Genomic DNA, 18,220 nt, shown 5'->3' with positions numbered 1-18,220 from the left:
TTCGGGCCCCGGGCCGTTTCACCGAGGATCGTGTCCCGGCCCCGGGAAGACGGGGCCCGGCATGGGCGGGATGATGGCGGTCCCCACACCTGCCGGTCTTACGGAGCCGGCCGCCATGGCATCGTCGCACTCAGCTCCGGCATCCGACAAGTGGCTTGCCCGGGAGCGATTCGCACCCCGGCCGTTATCGAGCGAACCAGCGGCGGGCCAGGCTGGGCGCGAAGGTCAGGGCGGTCATCTGGGCGGCCAGGCGGGGGTCGGCTAGGATCGTGGTCAGGATGGCGGGGGAGAGGTGGACCGAGCGGCCCAGGGCGGTGCGGGCGAGGTCGGCCCGGCCGGCGCGGAGGGCGTCGTGGGCGCGGTTGAGGTAGGCGCGGGCGAGGCGGCGGCCGGGGCGCTGGTCGCGGCGGGTGAGGAGCCGCTCGGTCTCTTCCAGGTCGTCCAGGCCGAGCTTGAAGCGGTGGGTCTCGCTGGCGGCGTGCCAGCGGACGGAGACTTTCGGCTCGCCGGCGATCCAGGCGACGCCGAAACGGTCGGCGACGCGGAGCCAGAAGTCCCAGTCGACGACGTAGCGGTACGTGGGGTCGAAGCCGCCGACCTCCTCATGGGCCCGCTTGCTCGTGGTCACGGCCGAGCAGCGCAGGATGTTCGAACCCTCCAGCCGGGGCGAGAAGCCGCCCGGGGGGAAGTCGAGGAAGCGGCCCGGGACGGGGTCGGACAGGCCGCCGGGCTTGACGACCGTCGGCGGGACGGGCCGGCCCTCCTGGTCGACGACGTCGGCCGGGCCGGCGATCAGGCCGAGGTCGTCCCCGCCGGGACGCTCGATGGCTTCGAGGCGCCCGGCCAGGTCGCCGGGGCGCATCAGGTCGTCCTGGTGGAAGACGGCGACCCAGGGGGTCCGGCTGAGCGCAACGCAGCGGTTCCAGTTGCCGGCCAGGCCCAGGCGCTCGGAATTGACCTCGATCCGCGCGCGATCTCCCGCCAGCGCGCGAACGATTTCGAGCGTCCGGTCGTCTGAGCGTTCGTCGCAGACGAGCAGGTCGAACGCGGCGCGTTCCTGGGCGAGGATCCCCGCGAGGGCTTCGGCCAGGTGGGCCTCGCCGTTGTACGTGGGGATCGCGACGGTCAGCCTGGGCGCGGGGCGGTCCAACGGCGGGTCATCCCGGCTTCGGGAGGCTGCGGGCGGCCTCCCGGAGCAGGTCCCAGGTGAGGATGCCGCTGGAGTGGCCGTCGCTCCAGGAGGGCTTGAGGGCGTAGTTGCCGACCATCTCCAGGCCGTCGAGCTTGATGTCCTCGGCGACGTGCTCGATCTGGATGATCCGCGCCCCGGACCACTCGTCGCGGCAGCTGGCGCAGGGGCATTCGGCCCGCAGGCGGCGGTAGGGGAGGCGGTCGACCGAGCCGTCGGGCCAGGCGACTTCCAGGACCTGATCCGCTTGATGGGCCCTGATGTTGCTGGGAGGATCGATCATGGGACGGTCGACTCGGGGGACCGGGATCGGGCGCGAAGGCTTCGACGGGGGCGCGATCATGGACATCCAGATTACCACGGGACGGCCCGGGGACGTAGGGGGGGCGGAGGCCGCGATCGCCGAGGACGCGGCGACGGCGATGCGTTTCTACGTCGCCGCGCCCAGCGTCAGCGCCGTGCGGAGGGCCCTCTTCCGCGCCCCGGGGGGCGCCCGCGTGGTGGGCCGGCACGACCGCGAGACCATCGCCTGCTCGCACACGATGGACGGGCACAGCTTCGGCCGCCACTGGCCGGTTTTGCTCAGCCGGCTCGACAAGGCGGGCCTCCGCGTCGTCGGCCGGCCCGCGGCGTCGTGATCGAGGGGGGCGGTCAGGGCTGCGAGGGACGTCGGGGCTGGGGGTCGTACTCGCGCAGGTTGATCATCCGGACCAGGATCGGGCCGACCTCTCCGGCCGCGACCTGCGGCGGCCGCGGCGACGCCAAGTTCATCATCTGGAAGCTGCCCAATCGAACGGGGCCGTCGGGCAGGACGCTGAAGCGGAACCGGCCGTCGCCGTCGGTGGCGGCCTCGGCCCGGATCCACGCGCCGTCGTGGGCCGCGGCCAGGAGGCTGACGCCCGGGATCGGCCAGCCGGTGACGGCCTCGACCACGCGCCCTTCGAGCGTCCGCCCGCGTTCGACGCGGAGGACCAGGGCGGGCGCGCCGGGCTGAAGGGGGGCGGAGCCCGTCCGATAGTCCTTGTCGAAGGTCGCCCTGACGCTGTAGCCCGTCTCCCCCTCCGCCAGGTCGTCGAGCGCGACCCGGCCGTCGGCGTCGGTGCGGCCCCCGTCCCAGGCTTGCCGATCCGTCTCCGCCCGTCGCAGCTCGACGACGACCTGCGCCCCGGGGATGGGGCGGTCGTCGGGGCCGACGACGCGGACCTCGGCCTTCGCCCGCCTGGGGAGCCGGATCTCGACCTCGCGCTTCGGCTCGCGGGCGTCGGGGCGGACGGGGTCGACGAGCATCCCGAACCGCCCGCTCTCGACGGCCAGTCGGCATCCCACGTTCAGGGGCCAGGCGGGGATGACGAACCGGCCGTCGGCGTCGGTCGTCGCGACCTCGGGCGAGCGCGGCGGGGCCGTGGGTCGGACCGGATCGGCCACCTGAGGGTTGATCCCGCCCATTCGCGGCGGCGGCCCGGCCAGGCGGGCCGGGGGGCTCTCGGCGGCCCATGCGGGGTCGAAATCGGCCCGGATCTTCGCCCCGGCGACGGGCTCGCCGTCGGCGTCGAGCACCCGGCCGCGGATCGTCCCGGCGGCGAAGACGCGGACGTCGATCACGCGGTCGCCGCCCCCCACCACCGAGGAGATCGTCCCCGGCGAGGTCCAGTAGCCGGGGATCGCCGACGACTCGAACCGGAAGGCGTCGGCGTTCAGGCAGCGGAAGGTCCCCCGGTCGTCCTGCAGCTCGACCAGCCGCGGGACCGTCTGGAGGGCGCGCTCGGGAGGGCCGTTCGCGAGGAAGAGCGTCATCGAGCCCCGGATCGGCCGGATCGAGGCGTCGGCCGCGATCCGGATCTGCACCGAACTCTCGGCGGTCGGAGCGGGAGGGTCGATCGCGATCGGCTCCTCCGGCGGCGGCCAGGGGACCGGCACGGTGCGGCCCTGGACCAGCAGCTCGCTGTCGATCGAGCCCCAGGACGGATATTCGAACCGGCCCTCCTCATCGCAGAGGACGGAGTCGGTCCGACTCGTCACGGCCCATTCGTCCCCCTGCTGGCCGCGGCCCTCGAACCCCGTCGCCACCGAGCTTCGGACCGACAGGAAGACTCCCGTCGCGTAGCCCCGGACCCCCTTCACGAATCCGCGCACCATGCGTCGGGGCCTCAGCGTGACCCGGACCTCCGGATCCTTCAGGCGGACCCCCGGGGCGAATCCGAGGGAGCCGTCGGCCCCTTCGGCGCGGATCAGGTGGACGGAGTCCTTGTGGAGGTGCGGCAGGGGGAATCGGCCCTCGGCGTCGGACCGGGCCACGATGATCCTCTTGGATATGTGCTTGTCTTCGCGTTCGACGCGCTCGTCGAGTTCGGCCGCGACGAGGATCAGGGCGTCGGCCGCCGGCCGCCCCTGCTCGTCGACCGCGACCCCCTTCGTCGAGCCGCGGTCGAGCGTGATCGTGGTGTCGACGCCGGGGTGGAGGCTGGCGAAGACCGTGTCGTCGGGGAGGACGAAGTCGTGGACCTTGACGTCGAACTCGTAGTCGGCCTCCCTGACGTGGGGGATCTCGGCCCAGCCGTCGTCGTCGGTGAACCAGGTCGCCCCGAGGGGGACGGGGCGGTGCTCCAGGGTCAGGCTGGGGTGGACCTCGGCCCCGGCGATCGGCGCGCCCTCGGCGTCGACGACGCGGACGCGGTGCGGAAAGCCCTCCTCCAGCTTGACGACGATCGGCTCGTCGCCGGGCCTGACGGCCCCGGCCTCGATCGGCCCGGCCAGCGCCGGGGCGTAGTCGTCGGAGTCGACCACGATCCAGGTCCGCTCCCCGCGCGGCGTCACGACGAAGTCGGGGGTCGAGTGGTCGCCGACGAGCCCCGACGAGTGCGAGAACCGGGAGATCTCGAACGTCCCGAGGCGGTAGGGCCGGTCGAGCGGCGAGCCGTCGGGCTTGCGGATCGTCCCCCGGATCTCGGGCTGCGCGATCGGCGCGGTCGCCGGCGACATCTTGGGCGTCGCCATCATGAGCGAGCCCGGGCGAGGTCGCTGGGTCGGGATCGGATCCCAGAGCCGGGCGACGCCGTCCATCAGGCCCACGACCTGCTGGGGCCACATGCTGATGGCCCCCGCGACCCCCATCACCAGGATCGGCGGCGCCAGCAGGCCCGCCCACAGGTACCGCGAACCCGTCGCACCGCTCATCGTCCACGCTCCTGGGCCTCGCGGCCGTCCCCGGCCCGCGCGGTCGTCACCGACGCTCGTCCCGACTTCACGATCCCGATCCGCGGCGAGGATCGCAAGGGGATCGGTTCGATTCTTGCATGATCCTCGGCGGGCTCGTCAAGGGAGCGCCGGCCCGCTACGATGCACCGGGGCCCGCGCCGACCGCCGCCGGATCCGGGCCGCCGGGTGGACATGAACCAACTATCTTTGTTCGACTCCCAGGACGACACGCCGCCCCAGGCCGCCGCGCTGGCCCCGAAGCTCCGCGCGCTGGCCGAGAAGGGCCTCTTCTTCGGCACCTCGTCGTGGAAGTACGAGGGCTGGCTGGGGACGATCTACAACCCCGAGCTCTACCAGACCCGCGGCAAGCTCTCGCTCAAGAAGTTCGAGTCCGAGTGCCTCCGCGAGTACGCGCGCGTCTTCCCGATCGTCGGCGGCGACTTCAGCTTCTACCAGTTCCCCTCGGCCGGCTACTGGAAGACCCTGTTCGAGGGGACGCCCGAGGGCCTGCGGTTCGGCCTCAAGGTCCCCGAGGAGGTCACGGTCCCGCGCTGGCCCAAGCACGCCCGCTACGGGACGCGCGCCGGGAAGGACAATGCGGGCTTCCTCGACCCCAAGCTGTTCAAGGAGCTGTTCGCCCGCCCCCTGTGGAAGCACCGCGACCGGGTGGCCGTGCTGATGTTCGAGTTCGGCACGATGGCGAAGTCGACCATGCCCGACCTCGACGCCTTCCGCGACCGCCTGGGCGCGTTCCTCGACGACATGCCCCCGGGCTTCCGCTACGGCGTCGAGATCCGCAACCCCGAGTATCTGGGCGAGCCCTATTTCGAGACCCTGCGCGCCCGCAACGTCGCGCACGTCTTCAACTCGTGGACCCGCATGCCCGAGCTGATCGAGCAAATCGACATGCCGGGCTCCCGCACGGCCGACTTCACCGTCGTCCGCGCCCTACTGCGGCGCGGCCAGCCGTACGAGGACGCGGTCAAGCGGTACAGCCCCTACCGGAGCGTCCAGGAGCCCAACCCGGCCGTGCGCGAGGCGCTGCGGGCGCTCGCCGAGCGGGCCTGGCGCGAGGCCCAGCCGGCGTTCACGTTCGTGAACAACCGGCTGGAAGGGAACGCGCCGGGGACCATCGAGTCGGTCGCCGACGCGCTGATCGTCTGACGGGGCGGGAGGCTTACTTGGTCTCGTCCGCCGAGATGGTCTCGCCGCCGTTTCGGGTCATGAGCTTGTTCAGGACGGGCTTGGCGATCGTCGCGCTGACGGTGCGGACGCTGCCGTCGCAGTTGACGAAGTTGACCAGGCCCGGGTGCTTGCTCGACCAGTACGTGTAGTAGTTCTGGCCGTTGGAGACGATCGGCCGGTTGATGGTCCGGTCGTTGTTGGTCCGCACGCAGCAGCTCGTGGCGGGGGCCCAGACGCCGTTGGGGGCGATGGTCTCGCCCATCAGGCAGGTGTTGGTGGAGCCGTCGGTGATGTCGGCCATGCCCACGCTGGAGTTCTGATAGGTCATGCCGTTGTCGAAGTTCAGGCAGTAGACGTTGGTCGGGTCCTGCGTGGGGCAGTTGCCGGCGGAGTCGGGCAGGATCATCCCGGCCGCCATGTTGCCGCGGTAGTCCGACGGGCCCATCTTCTGGGCGGATCCGGTCTGCGTCGTCGTCTCGGGGCGGCGGTTCGAGGGGCAGACGAAGTTGGTGAGGGTCCGGCGGACGGCCGTGGTGTTGACGACGTGGTTGGGGGCGTAGCTGAAGTTGATCTCGTTGAACAGGTTGCCCTGCTCCATCTTGTTGAACACGCCGACCAGGCCGCTCCACTGGTAGGGCTGGTACGGGGTGCCCGTCGTGGCGCAGCCGGTGACGTCGCCGCCGATCACCGTGTTGGGGTTGGCCGTGTCGTAGACCGGCGGCATGCAGTACCAGCCGGCGGGGAAGGCGTTGAACGAGTCGTGGTATTGCTGCGCCGCGAGGCCGAACTGCTTCAGGTTGTTCTGGCACTGCGAGCGGTTGGCCGCCTCGCGGGCCGACTGGACGGCGGGCAGGAGCAGGGCGACCAGCACGCCGATGATGGCGATGACGACGAGCAGCTCGATCAGGGTGAAGCCCGATTTCCGGTGCCGTCCGAGAGGATTGCGGCGCATCGAGATTACCTCGGCCAGGGGAAAGGCGACTGCGGTCCGGGCCGTCCGTTCAGCCGGACAAACGTCCTATCGTCAAATTACACGATTCCCGCGCAACCCGCCACGCGATTGAGCGACGACTGATAAATCATCGTTCGATTGCATGCTTGATTCAATTGTCGATGCGGGCCGGGCGGGAGTCAAGGGCCTTTCCCGAGGCGAGACGTCCGCTCAGTCCAGTGCGTCGCGGACGGCGTTCCCCACCTCGACGGTCGAGGCCTTGCCCCCCAGGTCGGGGGTCTTGGGGGCCCCGGCGGCCAGCACCCTCGCCACGGCGCGGCGGATCCGGTCGGCGGAGGGGGTCGCGCCGACGTGGTCGAGCATCATGGCGGTCGAGAGGATCGCGGCCAGGGGGTTGGCGATCCCCTTGCCGGCGATGTCCGGGGCAGAGCCGTGCACCGGCTCGAACATGCTGGGGGCGGTCTTCGTCGGGTTCAGGTTGCCCGACGCGGCCAGGCCCATGCCCCCCTGGAGCACGGCGCCCAGGTCGGTGATGATGTCGCCGAACATGTTGGTCGTCACGATCACGTCGAACCACTCGGGGTTCGTCACCATCCGCATGCAGCAGGCGTCGACGTGCATGTAGCCCGGCTTGACGTCCGGGTAGTCGGCGGCGACCTCGTTGAAGGCGCGCATCCAGAGGTCGTGGGCGAACGTCAGGACGTTCGTCTTGGCCACGAGCGTCACCTGGCGCGTGTAGCCCCCGGCCTTGTCGGCCTCGGACAGGCCCTTGAACGCGCCCCGCGCGGCACGGCCGCGGGCCGCATCGAAGGCGTAGCGGATGCAGCGCTCGACGCCCGGCCGGGTGTTGATGGAGGTCTGGATCGCGACCTCTTCGGGCGTCCCCTTGTAGGTGAAGCCCCCCGCGCCGACGTACAGGTCCTCGTTGTTCTCGCGGACGACGACCATGTCGATGTCGTCGGGTCCCTTGCCCGTGACGGGGCAGGGGGCCCCGGGGAAGAGGCGGACCGGGCGGAGGTTGATGTACTGGTGGAAGTCGAACCGGAGCTTGAGCAGGATCCCCTTCTCGAGGACGCCCGGCGGCACGCCCGGGTGGCCGACGGCCCCCAGCAGGATCACGTCGCAGGCGCGGAGGCGGTCCTGGTCGGCCTGCGGCAGGACCTCGCCGGTCCGCAGGAAGCGCTCGCCGCCCAGGTCGAAGGGGTGCAGCTCGTAGACGAGGCCGTCCCGCTTGGCGACCTTCTCCAGGATCCCCAGGCCGACCTCGGTCACTTCCGGCCCGACGCCGTCGCCGGGGATCACGCCGATCTTCAACAGGGACATCGCGGCTCCAGACGAATCGAGAGGTTCGAAACGAAAATCCGGGCCGGGCCCGGAGGATTCGCCCCCGACGGCCGGCCCGTCTCTTCGTCGATGATAACCGGCCCTCGGAGGGCTCACAAGGAACCCCGGGGCTGCGGCCCGGTGCGGCGGTCAGTCGCCCTTGCGGTCGGCGGCGGGTTCCTTGGCGAGCAGCTCGGGGATCATCTTGTCGAGCTTGCCCCGGCCCTCGGTGGAGACGAGGAGGCCGTCGGGGCCGACGACGAAGAGCTGCGGGATGCCGGTGATCCCCCAAGACTTCGAGAAGTCGCTCTCCCAGCCCTTGCCCTGGTAGTACTGCGGCCAGGCGATCTCGTTCTTGGCGACGTACTCCTTGAGCTTCGTCAGGCCGTGGCCCTGCTCCTCGGGGTAGTCGAGCGAGACGCCGATGAACTCCACGCCCCTGTCCTTGAACTGGGCGTAAAGCTCCTTCATGCGGGGCATCTCGGCGACGCAGGGGCCGCACCAGGTCGCCCAGAAGTCGACGACGACCACCTTCCCCTTGAGGTCGGCCATGCGGATCGACCGGCCGGTGACGGCGTCGGCGAACTCCAGCTCGAACGGCTTGCCCACCGCCTCGCGGAGGCGGCGGGATCCCCGCACGCGCTCGGCGCACTTGGGATAGTCCTTCAGGACGCGCTCCTCGATCGCCAGCCGCTGCGCGGCGTCGGGCGTGCGCTCGGCGATCGTGCAGAGGAACCCGCCGGCCCGCACATCGTCCTTGGGGGCGAGGGCGGCGTAGGCCTCGACGGCCTTGAGCCGCCGGGCCTCGGGCTCGCCGGGCCGCGAGAAGGCGTGGATGACCTTGACGTAGGCCCCTTCGGCCCGCAACGTCGCGTCGCCCGTGCCGACGGCCGACTCCTCGATCTCGCGGTCCAGTTCCTCCGGCTTGTCGCCCATGTCGCGCCAGCGCTCGAGCAGGAGCTTCGGCAGGCGAGGGTTCTTGGGCTCGATCTGGAAGAGTTCCCGCGTCAGCGCCCCGCGCTTCTCGCGGACCTTCCCCATCTCGGCGAGGAAGGTCTCGACGTAGCCCTTGTCCTCCTGCCGCGTGGGGTCGAAGGCCGGGGGGCGGGCGGAGTCGAGGTCCTTCAGAACGGCCTCGGCCGTGCGGGGGGCGGCGGCCTCCTGGGCGGCGGCGGTCGTCGCGAACGCGACGAGGGCGAGCGCCAGGAGACGGGGTGCGGGTCGGGGGATCACGTGGGCTCCTTTTCGTCCTTGGAACGCCGGCCGGGCGGGCGCGAGGCCGTAATGTTTCGGAGAGGCCGCATCCAGGTTAAGATCGTCGGACCTCGGCCGTCAATCGGCTCGCGCGGGGCGGTCGCCGAGGCGGCCGGGGTGGGGGCGACACAAACCGCTTCGGCTCTGGTATCTTGATGGGGGCGTCGTCGGGCGGGCGCGTCGTCGTGCCGTCCGCCGGCCCCGGCGCGATCCTTGCATCTCTCGTCTCGTCCCGAATCGCGTCGCCGACGAAAATCGCCAGAAGTCCCGTGGTATCCAGACAAAGCCCCCTCCCGCCGGATCGCTCCGATCCGACGCGGTCGCGGGCGCGGAGACGTCCGCATGGCCGCCCCTGCCGACGCCGAGAAGCCCAGCACGTCGACCAGCGCCTCGAACACGGCCTCGAACCCGAAGGACGAGCGCGGGCTGTCGTCGCTCGACGAGTCGAACCTCGAACGCTCGATCATCCGCCGGGGGCTCGCCACCCCCGCCGAGGTCGACGCCTGCAAGGCCTATCGCGCCAAGCTCGCCGCGCAGGGGGACGGGACGCCGGCCCACGGCCTGCTCGACGTCATGGTCGGCGCCAAGGTCCTGACCAAGAGCCAGATGTCCCGCCTCTTGCAGGAGCGCGGCGAGGCGACGCGGAAGCTGGAGATCCCCGGCTATACGATCATCGAGAAGCTGGGGAAGGGCTCGATGGGGGTCGTCTTCAAGGCCCGCCAGAACAGCGTCAACCGCACCGTCGCCGTCAAGATCCTGCTCGACACCCTGGCGCAGAACAAGGAGTTCATCCGCCGCTTCGAGCGCGAGGCCCAGATCGCCGCCAAGCTCTCGCACAACAACATCGTCAACGCCATCGACGCGGGCGAGGCCGGCGGCCGCTACTTCTTCGTCATGGAGTACGTCGAGGGGCCGACGATCAAGGACTTCCTCGACAAGAACAAGATCTTCGAGGAGAAGGACGCCGTCCGCATCGCCATGGCCGTCGCCGAGGCCCTCAAGCACGCCAACCAGCGCGGGCTGATCCACCGCGACGTCAAGCCCGAGAACGTGATCCTCACGAAGGACGGCAGCGTCAAGCTCGCCGACCTCGGCCTGGCGCGGCTGACCGGCGACGAGACCTGGGGCCTCTCCGAGGCCGGCATGGCGATCGGCACGCCGTATTACATCAGCCCCGAGCAGGTCCGGGGCCAGACCGACGTCGACATCCGGGCCGACATCTACAGCCTCGGCGCCACGCTTTACCACATGGTGACCGGCAAGGTCCCCTACGGCGGCGACACGCCGGCCGAGGTCATGCGCAAGCACGTCGACCCCCGCGTGGAGCTGGTGCCGCCCGACCACCTCAACAGCAACATTTCGAGCGGCTTGGGCATGGTCATCGAGACCATGCTGTCCAAGAACCGCGAGAACCGCTACTCCACGCCCGACGACCTGATCCTCGACTTCAAGTGCCTGCTCCAGGGCGACAGCCCCATGATCGCCGCCCAGAAGCCCGACAGCCTGGAGGCCCTCGCCGAGGGCGAGGCCGACGCCTTCGCCCCCTCGGCCGTCGACGAGGCCCAGATGAGCGAGATGGCCGGCTACGTGAACGCCCGCAACCAGATCATCGCCGCCCTCGCCGTCATTCTGGCGGTCTCGATGGTGACGAACGTCATCATGCTCGTGGCGAAGTAAGCCAGGTCGACGGATCCTCCTCCCTCCGGGAGACGGCGCCGCCCAGTGGCGGGCGAGGGCCGTCGGAGCTCGGAGGAGAGAGTGCACGGGGTCGTCCGCGAACCGCCGCGACCCTCATCCGGCCGTGCCGGCCACCTTCTCCCGGGGGGAGAAGGGACGGGCGGCGGCTGCCTGAGTCGTCACCCCTCATGCCCCGCGAGGAGGGAACTCCCTATAGGATCGGATTTTTCGGTCCCGGTTCCGGGCGTCCGCGCGGATAAAGGGCATGGGGACCCTCGATGGATAGGACGCTCGGCGACTCGACCGACCCGATCGTCCGGCTTCGCGGCGGCGACCGCGGGGCCCTGGCGGAGCTTTTCGACCGGCACCGCGACCGGCTCCGGCGGATGGTCGAGCTGCGCCTCGATCCGCGCCTGCGGGCCCGGCTCGACCCGTCGGACGTCGTCCAGGAGGCCTTCCTCGACGTCGACCGCGACCTCGACGCCTACCTCGCCGAGCCGGTTTTGCCCCCGCTGCTCTGGCTGCGGCTGCACGTCGGCCGGCGGCTGACGACCTTGCATCGCCAGCACCTGGGGACGCGGATGCGGGACGCGAGGCTGGAGATCTCGCTGTACCAGGGAGCCCTTCCCGAGGCCAGCTCCGCTGCGTTAGCCTCGATGCTCCTGGGCCGGCAAACCTCGCCGACCCAGGCGGCCTTGCGCGCCGAGCGGCTGCTGCGGGTCCAGGAGGCGCTGAACGGCCTCGACCCCATCGACCGCGAGGTGCTCGCGCTGCGACACTTCGAGCAACTCGGCCGCGCCGAGACGGCCCAGGTCCTGGGGATCACGCTGGCGGCCGCGGCGAAGCGGTACTTCCGCGCCTTGCAAAGGCTGAAGGACGCCCTGGCGACGCCGCCGGGCGGCTGGGAGGGCCTCTGATCATGGACACCTCATCCGATTCCCGCGACTACGCCCGCTTCGACGAGCTCGCCGAGGGCGACGCCCGCGGCGACGAGCCTTCGCCGCCCCCGACCCTCCCGCGGCTGCGCCAGGTGGGGGACTACCGGATTCTCCGCGAGGTCGGCCGCGGGGGCATGGGGATCGTGTACGAGGCCGAGCAGGTCTCGCTGGGCCGCCGCGTGGCGCTGAAGGTGCTGCCCGCCCGCGTGGCCGGCGACCGCTTGGCCCTGCTGCGGTTCCGGCGGGAGGCGAAGGCCGCGGCGCGGCTGCACCACACGAACATCGTGCCGGTCTACGAGGTCGGCCGCGACGGCGAGGTCGCGTTCTACGCCATGCAGTTCATCCACGGCCAGGGGCTCGACCAGGTCGTCGACGAGCTGCGACGGCTCCGCGACCACGATCGCAAGTCCGGCCCAGACCACCAGGGTCGGCCCTCGTGCCGGGCGGGGATCGTCGCCGGCCGATACAGCCCCGCCACGTCGACGATCGAATCGAACCGGTTGCAGCTCGACCGGGTGGCCGGATCACTCCTGACCGGGCTGCTCTCGACCGACGCGCTCGCTTCGCCCGAGGGCCGGGCGGCCCCCGCGTCCGATCCAGCTCCGACCGAGCGGTTCGACCCCGATCCGGACGCGGGCTCCCAGCCGCGCGATCCGCCCCCGGACCTGGACGAGACGGAGCCCTCGCTCCCGGGATCAAGCTCGGCCGTACTGCCGGGGGGCACGCTGGTCTCGGCGGTCGAGTCGTCCGGGCGTCGCCAGCCGTATTTCCGCAGCGTGGCGCAGATCGGCCGGCAGGCGGCGCAGGGGCTGGCCTACGCCCACGCCCGCGGCATCGTGCACCGCGACGTCAAGCCGTCGAACCTGCTGCTGGACACCGCCGGGATCGTCTGGATCACCGACTTCGGCCTGGCGAAGACCGACGACGACGGCCTGACGGCCACGGGCGACGTCCTGGGGACGATCCGCTACATGGCTCCGGAGCGGTTCCGGGGCGAGGGCGACGCCCGCGCGGACGTCTACGCCCTGGGCCTGACCCTCTACGAATTGCTGACGCTCCGGCCGGCCTACGACTCGCCGGACCGGCTGAAGCAGATCGAGCGGATCAAGGCCGAGGAGCCGCCCCGGCCCCGGCTGGTCGACCGCCGCATCCCCCGCGACCTGGAGACGATCGTCCTGAGGGCGATCGCCAAGGACCCGGAGCGACGCTATCCGACGGCCCGGGCGATGGCCGAGGACCTGCGGCGGTTCCTGGCCGACGAGCCCATCCTGGCGCGGCAGGCCTCGGCGGCCGAGCGCTACTGGCGATGGGCGCACCGCAACCCCGTCGTCGCCGTGATGGGCGGCGTGCTCACGGGGGTCCTGGTGCTCGCCACGATCGGCTCGCTGCTGGCGGCCCGGCGGTTCCACGCCCAGGCCGAGACCGAGCACAAGCTCGCCGACGACCGCGAGACGCGGCGACGCGAGGCCGACCAGGCCAACGTCAGCCTCCGCGCCACCCAGGAGGAGCTGCGGCGGACCGTGTACGCCACGAGATCCAACCTCGCCCTGTCGGCCTGGGACGCCGCCGACGTCGGCCGGCTCCGCAATCTCCTCGACCTGTTGCGCCCGGCCCCGGGCGAGGCCGACCTCCGCGGCTGGGAGTGGCGTTACCTCTGGCGGCTCGCCCACGAGGATCGGCTCACCCTGCGGGCGAAGGACGACTTCTTCGCCGACGTGGCGTTCAGCCCCGACGGGCGGGCCCTCGCCAGCCTCCAGTCGAAGGGACTCATCCAGCTCTGGGACCGCTGGACCGGAAGTCTGATCCGCTCGATGGGCGTCGCGTCGGGGGGCCGGCGGGCGGACCTGGGCGGCGGCGTCGGGGCCCTCGCCTTCAGCCCCGACGGCCGGACCCTCGCGGGGCCCGGCCCCGGGCCGGACGACGGCCTCGCGCTCTACACGGTCGACACGGGACAGGTCGCGCTCCGCTTCGAGGGCCCCTCCGGCCCGGTCCAGGGTCTGGCCTGGAGTCCCGACGGGGGCACGCTGGTCGCGGCCCTCTCGGTCCACCACATGCGTATGTGGGACGCCCGCGACGGCCGTCGGATTCACAGGGTCTTCGGCGGCCACAAGGCCCCGGTCGCCGCCGTCGCCTACAGCCCCGACGGCCGCACCATCGCCTCCGCCAGCTATGACCGCACGGTGAAGCTCTGGGACCCGCGGGACCCGGTCCACCCGCGGGCCGTCCTCGAGGGGCACGCCGACGAGGTCCGCGCCGTGGCCTTCAGCCCCGACGGCCGGCGGGTCGCCTCGGGCGGGCTCGACCGGACCCTGCGGATCTGGGACGCCGCCTCGGGGACCCCGATCGCCGTGTACTGGGGCCACCCGAGCGCGGTGGTGAGTCTGGCCTACGGTCCCGACGGCGCGCGGATCGTGACGGGTTCCGCCGACGAGACGGTCCGCGTCTGGGACGCCGCCACGGGCGAGGAGCTGCACGTCTTCAAGGGCCACGCCGACGAGGTCGTCGCCGTCGCCTTGAGCCCCGACGGTCGCGACCTCGCCTCGGCGGGCGCCGACGCGACGGTGCGGCTCTGGGATTCCGCCAGCCCGCCGCAACCCCGCGCGCTCCAGAGCCCCTCGGTGCTGACCTACGGCGGCGACGTGGAATGCCTGGCGTACAGCCCCGACGGCAGCCGGCTGGTCTCGGGCCACGACGACCACGCCCTGCGCCTCTGGGAGCTTCCGTCGGGACGGCTGCTCCGGGTGATCAAGGGGCACGCCCGGGACGTCATGTGCGTCGCATTCAGCCCCGACGGCCGCACCCTCGCTTCCGGCTCGCTCGACAATACGGTGCGGCTCTGGGACGCCGCGACCGGCGAGCCCCGCATCACCTTCACGGGGCACACGGCCGATCTCCGGGCCGTGGTTTTCGCGCCCGACGGCCGGACCGTCTTCTCGGGCGGCGCCGACCATGCGATCCAGGCCTGGGACCCCGCGACCGGGGCCGTGCGCTACGTCCTGCGAGGCCACGACGACATGGTCCACGACCTGGCGTTCAGCCCCGACGGCCGCACCCTCGCCTCGGCCGGCTACGACCGGACGTGCATCCTCTGGGACCTCGCCGCCGGGCGGCCGCGCGCGACGCTCCGAGGGCATGCCGACCGGGTCAACGCCGTCGCCTTCAGCCCCGACGGCCGGAGCCTCGCGACGGCTTCCTCCGACCACACGGTGCGGCTGTGGGACGCCTCGGACGGCGCGCCGCGAGGACGGCTGGAGGGACACGTCGCCGCCGTCGACGGCGTCGCCTTCGGCCTCGACGGGCGACTCGCCTCGTCGGCCGAGGACAAGACCATCCGGCTCTGGGAGCCCGCCGGCGGCCAGACCTTGCTGGTCCTCAAGGGGCACGCCGGGCGCATCCGCTGCATCAAGTTCAGCCCCGACGGCCGGACCCTGGCCTCGGCCAGCTACGACCGCACCGTGAAGCTCTGGGAGGCCGCCCCCGCGGACGTCCTCCAGCCGGCCGGCGGGGCCGGCGTCGGTCGCGAATAGGGCCGCTCCCGAGGGGCGGGGCGGCCCGGTCGCGGGCCTCGGATCAGTTCTTGCTGAAGTCGAACACGTTGGCGTGCGACTTGCCGAGCGGGTCGCGCAGGAACTTGCCGTGGCAGGAGGGGCAGAGGTCGAATCGGAAGCCCTTGCGGCGGCAGGCGTCGTCGGCCGATTCGTGGTCGAGGGGCCCGAAGGCCTCGTCGCGCTGGATCATGTCGGAGACGGCCTCCATGGGGTCGTCTTCGAGGTCTTCTTCCTTGATCTCGTTGGGGTCGAAGCCGGGGAAGGCTTCCATCTTGACCACGAAACGGTCTTCCCCGGAGGAGGTGATGTCCTTGCCGCAGAGATCGCACGTGAAGTGGACCATCAGCGTTTCATCCTCAATAGCGACGTGCCGGTCGACTGCCCCGGCCGAGATCGATCTGGCTCGATCTTAACCGGCGGGCTCGGGTCCGTCCAAGCCCCCTCTCGGCCTTTCCATCAATCCCCAACGGGGGCGTCCTGTCAAGCCGAGTAGCGCCGCCGCGAGCGCCGCGGCCGAGGCGAAAAGGCCCAGGCGCACCGACATCGGCTGATATGCAAGCTCGACGACGTGCGAATCCGAGACCCCGGATTTCGAAACGACGGATACCGTCATGAACACGTCGTCGTATTTCTGGACGTCGACGGCCGCGCCGTCGACGCGCGCCGTCCAGCCCTCGTCCCATGTCTCGCGGACGACGAGGCGGCCGGGGCCGTGGGCGTGGACCTCGACGCGGATCGCGGCGGCCGTCGAGCGGCGGTCGAGCGTCGCGCGGCCGGGGCCCTCGAAGGCGATCCGCTCGGGGGCCGCGGTCCAGGCGATCCAGGCGTCGCCGACGCGTTCGACCTTCGGGAAGAGCCCCGGGTCGGGGGGCGGCGCGGCGGCGACGACGGCCCCGACGGCGGCCGCTTCGAGCTTCGGCAGGGCGCGGCTTACGGTCCGCCACGAGACCGTCCGCCGGCTGCTGCGGGCCTCGTCGGTCTCCTCGTACAGCGGCTCGAACCAGTCGAGGCTGCGCGACAACTCGACCGAGTCGTAGTTGCGGGCGTCGGCCAATCCGAAGCGCATCAGCACGTTCGGCGGCAGCTCTCCGCCCACGCCGATCGCGCGTCGGCCCGACCCCAAGCCTTCTCGAAGGCGGACGATCAGGGGGGGCTCGTACGCCTGCACGGCGCGGTCGATCGCCGGGTTCAGGCCCATGCCGAACGCGAAGAGGTCGGCGAGCGTCGCGACGAGCAGCAGCCCCGGGACGGCGCGGAGGATTTCCGGCCGGCGCCGCGCGGCCTCGGCCGTCGCGGCGAGCGCGATGAGGGCCGCCGCGGCGATCCCGAGGTATCGCGGCGTGAAATCGAGAGTCGTCCCGACCTGCAGGTCGACGCGGCGGGCGATCTCGGCGGGTTCGAGGGGCTCGGTCGCATTTCGGTAGTGTCGCTCGGCCCGTTGTCGCAAAGGGCCCGCGGCGAACGGCACGGCGATCGCCGCCCCGGCCAGGAGGAGCCCCGCCGCGAGCCAGGCGCGCGACCACCGCCCCGAGAGCAATCCGCCCCGCGCGGCGAGGTCGAGCCCGAGGCCGCCCAGGAACGTCAGCGCGAACGCGACCCACAGCGTCAACCGGCGGTTGTCCGTCACGCCCAGGACCGGCAGCGCCCGCAGGATGTTGTCGACCGGAGGGATCCGGAAGGCCGCCGCCGCGCCGATCGCCAGCATCATCAGGAGGAAGGCCGCCTCGGGCCTGCGCCGGGCCCCGAGCCCGGCCAGGGGCGCGAGCCAGGCCAGGGTGACGAGCCCGGCGAAGCCCCCGGCGGATTCGTTGAGATTGTCGACGCCGAGCCCGCGGGCCAGGTTGGGATGCCCCCGGCGCTGGCTGCCGTAGAGGTAGGGCAGGGCGGTGCACGCGGCCTCCAGAATCCGCGGCCGGGTCGGCTTCCACCACGGCGGATGTTCGCGGCGACGCTCGCCCCAGACCGGACTCTTCGTCAGGTACTCTCCCAGCGGGACGACCTGCGCGGCCGCGATCCCGACCCCCAGCACGATCCCCGCCCCCCAGGCGATCGCCGGCCGCCGTCGCTCGGTCGCCCAGGCCAGCCGCCAGATCGCCAGGATGCCCGCGGCGAGCAGGACGTGGGCGCTCGTCTGGACGTGCCCCGCGACCAGCACGCCCCCCACGGCCAGCGCCAGCAGTCCCGTCGCGCGGGCGGTCGGCGCGGCGAGCGCGCGGTCGGTGGCGAGCAGGATCCAGGGGAGCCAGATCGCGGCCGGCGTGACGGGATACAGCAGCCAGACGACGAGGAACCCGCAGAACGGAAAGGTCAGGCCCGCGAACCAGCGGCCCCAGGGGCCGAACCCCCACGACCTCGCCAGCAGGAACGCCCCCAGGCCGGCGAACCAGAGCCGCGCCGCGGCCGTCCAGGCCAGGGCTCCGGGCCAGGGGCCGAGGACGATGATCAGGTTGAACGGGTCGAACACCGCGCTCTGGCCGTTCGCCAGGTGCGAAACGCCGCAGCCGGCGTAAGGGTTCCAGAGCGGCAGCCGCCCCGCCCGGATCTCCTCGCGATTGAACGCCAGCCAGGGCTGGAACTGGAGGACGGGGTCCATCAAGAGCCGATTTTGCGGCTCGTAGGGCGCCCCGTCCGGCTCGCGGAAACTCGCCTCGACGAGCAGGACGTCGGCCGGGCTGAGGACGCGACCCGGGCGGAGGCCGTCGTGCAGGAAGGCCGCGACGCACGCCGCCAGCACGAGGCCGAAGGCGGCCGATTCGGCGCGTCGCGAAAACATGGGGCGGGCTCCCGGCTCCCTGGGGCGTCGTTCGTGGGACGCGGCAGGATACGCCGACCCGACGACCGCGGGCAAGGCGAAGCCCAGGTCGGGCTTGAAAGTTCCGCCGGCGTCGCGATAATGGGACTCTTTCCCGCGGATCTCCGGTGCGCGCTGCGCCGAGGAGGAAGCCCGCGGGCCTCGCGG

General features: G+C 71.9%; 13 protein-coding genes. 5 read left to right on the top strand and 8 right to left on the bottom strand.

Annotated features, from left to right (window positions below; genetic code table 11):
• Positions 1-184: 184 nt before the first annotated feature.
• Complete coding sequence (locus PZE19_RS10720; protein WP_277860611.1) at positions 185-1,150, bottom strand: glycosyltransferase; 966 nt, start codon at positions 1,148-1,150, stop codon at positions 185-187.
• A 7-nt stretch (positions 1,151-1,157) separates the two neighbouring features.
• Positions 1,158-1,472 (bottom strand): DUF971 domain-containing protein, encoded by a 315-nt coding sequence (locus PZE19_RS10715; protein ID WP_277860610.1) that lies wholly within the window; start codon positions 1,470-1,472, stop codon positions 1,158-1,160.
• Between PZE19_RS10715 and PZE19_RS10710 the strand changes: the two genes are divergently transcribed.
• Positions 1,471-1,827: a hypothetical protein gene (locus tag PZE19_RS10710; protein WP_277860609.1), complete on the top strand. Its 357-nt coding sequence runs from the start codon at positions 1,471-1,473 to the stop codon at positions 1,825-1,827. The genes PZE19_RS10715 and PZE19_RS10710 overlap by 2 nt on opposite strands.
• 13 nt (positions 1,828-1,840) lie before the next feature.
• On the opposite strand, the gene PZE19_RS10705 is transcribed toward PZE19_RS10710, so the two are convergent.
• Positions 1,841-4,363, bottom strand: coding sequence for a carboxypeptidase-like regulatory domain-containing protein (locus PZE19_RS10705; RefSeq protein WP_277860608.1), 2,523 nt, complete (start codon positions 4,361-4,363; stop codon positions 1,841-1,843).
• A 213-nt stretch (positions 4,364-4,576) separates the two neighbouring features.
• Between PZE19_RS10705 and PZE19_RS10700 the strand changes: the two genes are divergently transcribed.
• Positions 4,577-5,548: a DUF72 domain-containing protein gene (locus PZE19_RS10700; RefSeq protein ID WP_277860607.1), complete on the top strand. Its 972-nt coding sequence runs from the start codon at positions 4,577-4,579 to the stop codon at positions 5,546-5,548.
• A gap of 13 nt (positions 5,549-5,561) precedes the next feature.
• On the opposite strand, the gene PZE19_RS10695 is transcribed toward PZE19_RS10700, so the two are convergent.
• From PZE19_RS10695 to PZE19_RS10685, 3 genes are all read right to left on the bottom strand, one after another.
• The gene (locus tag PZE19_RS10695) at positions 5,562-6,521 is read right to left on the bottom strand and encodes a DUF1559 domain-containing protein (protein ID WP_277860606.1); all 960 of its coding nucleotides are present in this window, start codon (positions 6,519-6,521) and stop codon (positions 5,562-5,564) included.
• A 210-nt stretch (positions 6,522-6,731) separates the two neighbouring features.
• Positions 6,732-7,844, bottom strand: a complete 1,113-nt coding sequence (locus tag PZE19_RS10690; RefSeq protein WP_277860605.1) for a 3-isopropylmalate dehydrogenase — start codon at positions 7,842-7,844, stop codon at positions 6,732-6,734.
• A 150-nt stretch (positions 7,845-7,994) separates the two neighbouring features.
• Complete coding sequence (locus tag PZE19_RS10685) at positions 7,995-9,077, bottom strand: TlpA disulfide reductase family protein (protein WP_277860604.1); 1,083 nt, start codon at positions 9,075-9,077, stop codon at positions 7,995-7,997.
• 363 nt (positions 9,078-9,440) lie between these two features.
• Between PZE19_RS10685 and PZE19_RS10680 the strand changes: the two genes are divergently transcribed.
• The 3 genes from PZE19_RS10680 (at position 9,441) to PZE19_RS10670 (ending at position 15,240) form a co-directional block, all read left to right on the top strand.
• Positions 9,441-10,775: a serine/threonine-protein kinase gene (locus tag PZE19_RS10680; RefSeq protein WP_277860603.1), complete on the top strand. Its 1,335-nt coding sequence runs from the start codon at positions 9,441-9,443 to the stop codon at positions 10,773-10,775.
• Between the two features lie 278 nt (positions 10,776-11,053).
• Positions 11,054-11,692 carry a sigma-70 family RNA polymerase sigma factor gene (locus PZE19_RS10675; protein ID WP_277860602.1) on the top strand — a complete coding sequence of 213 codons (639 nt, stop codon included), beginning with the start codon at positions 11,054-11,056 and terminating at the stop codon, positions 11,690-11,692.
• A gap of 2 nt (positions 11,693-11,694) precedes the next feature.
• Positions 11,695-15,240 carry a WD40 repeat domain-containing serine/threonine protein kinase gene (locus tag PZE19_RS10670; protein WP_277860601.1) on the top strand — a complete coding sequence of 1,182 codons (3,546 nt, stop codon included), beginning with the start codon at positions 11,695-11,697 and terminating at the stop codon, positions 15,238-15,240.
• A 43-nt stretch (positions 15,241-15,283) separates the two neighbouring features.
• Here PZE19_RS10670 and PZE19_RS10665 read toward each other — a convergent pair whose 3' ends face one another.
• The gene (locus tag PZE19_RS10665; RefSeq protein WP_277860600.1) at positions 15,284-15,604 is read right to left on the bottom strand and encodes a hypothetical protein; all 321 of its coding nucleotides are present in this window, start codon (positions 15,602-15,604) and stop codon (positions 15,284-15,286) included.
• A gap of 66 nt (positions 15,605-15,670) precedes the next feature.
• Positions 15,671-18,034 (bottom strand): putative glycosyltransferase family protein, encoded by a 2,364-nt coding sequence (locus tag PZE19_RS10660; RefSeq protein ID WP_277860599.1) that lies wholly within the window; start codon positions 18,032-18,034, stop codon positions 15,671-15,673.
• Positions 18,035-18,220 lie beyond the last annotated feature (186 nt).

It is taken from the genome of Paludisphaera mucosa, assembly GCF_029589435.1.
In the GTDB taxonomy this organism is placed as follows: Bacteria; Planctomycetota; Planctomycetia; order Isosphaerales; family Isosphaeraceae; genus Paludisphaera; species Paludisphaera mucosa.
The sequence above is the reverse complement of the archived record's forward strand: the minus strand, read 5'-3'. Positions and strand labels throughout refer to the sequence as shown.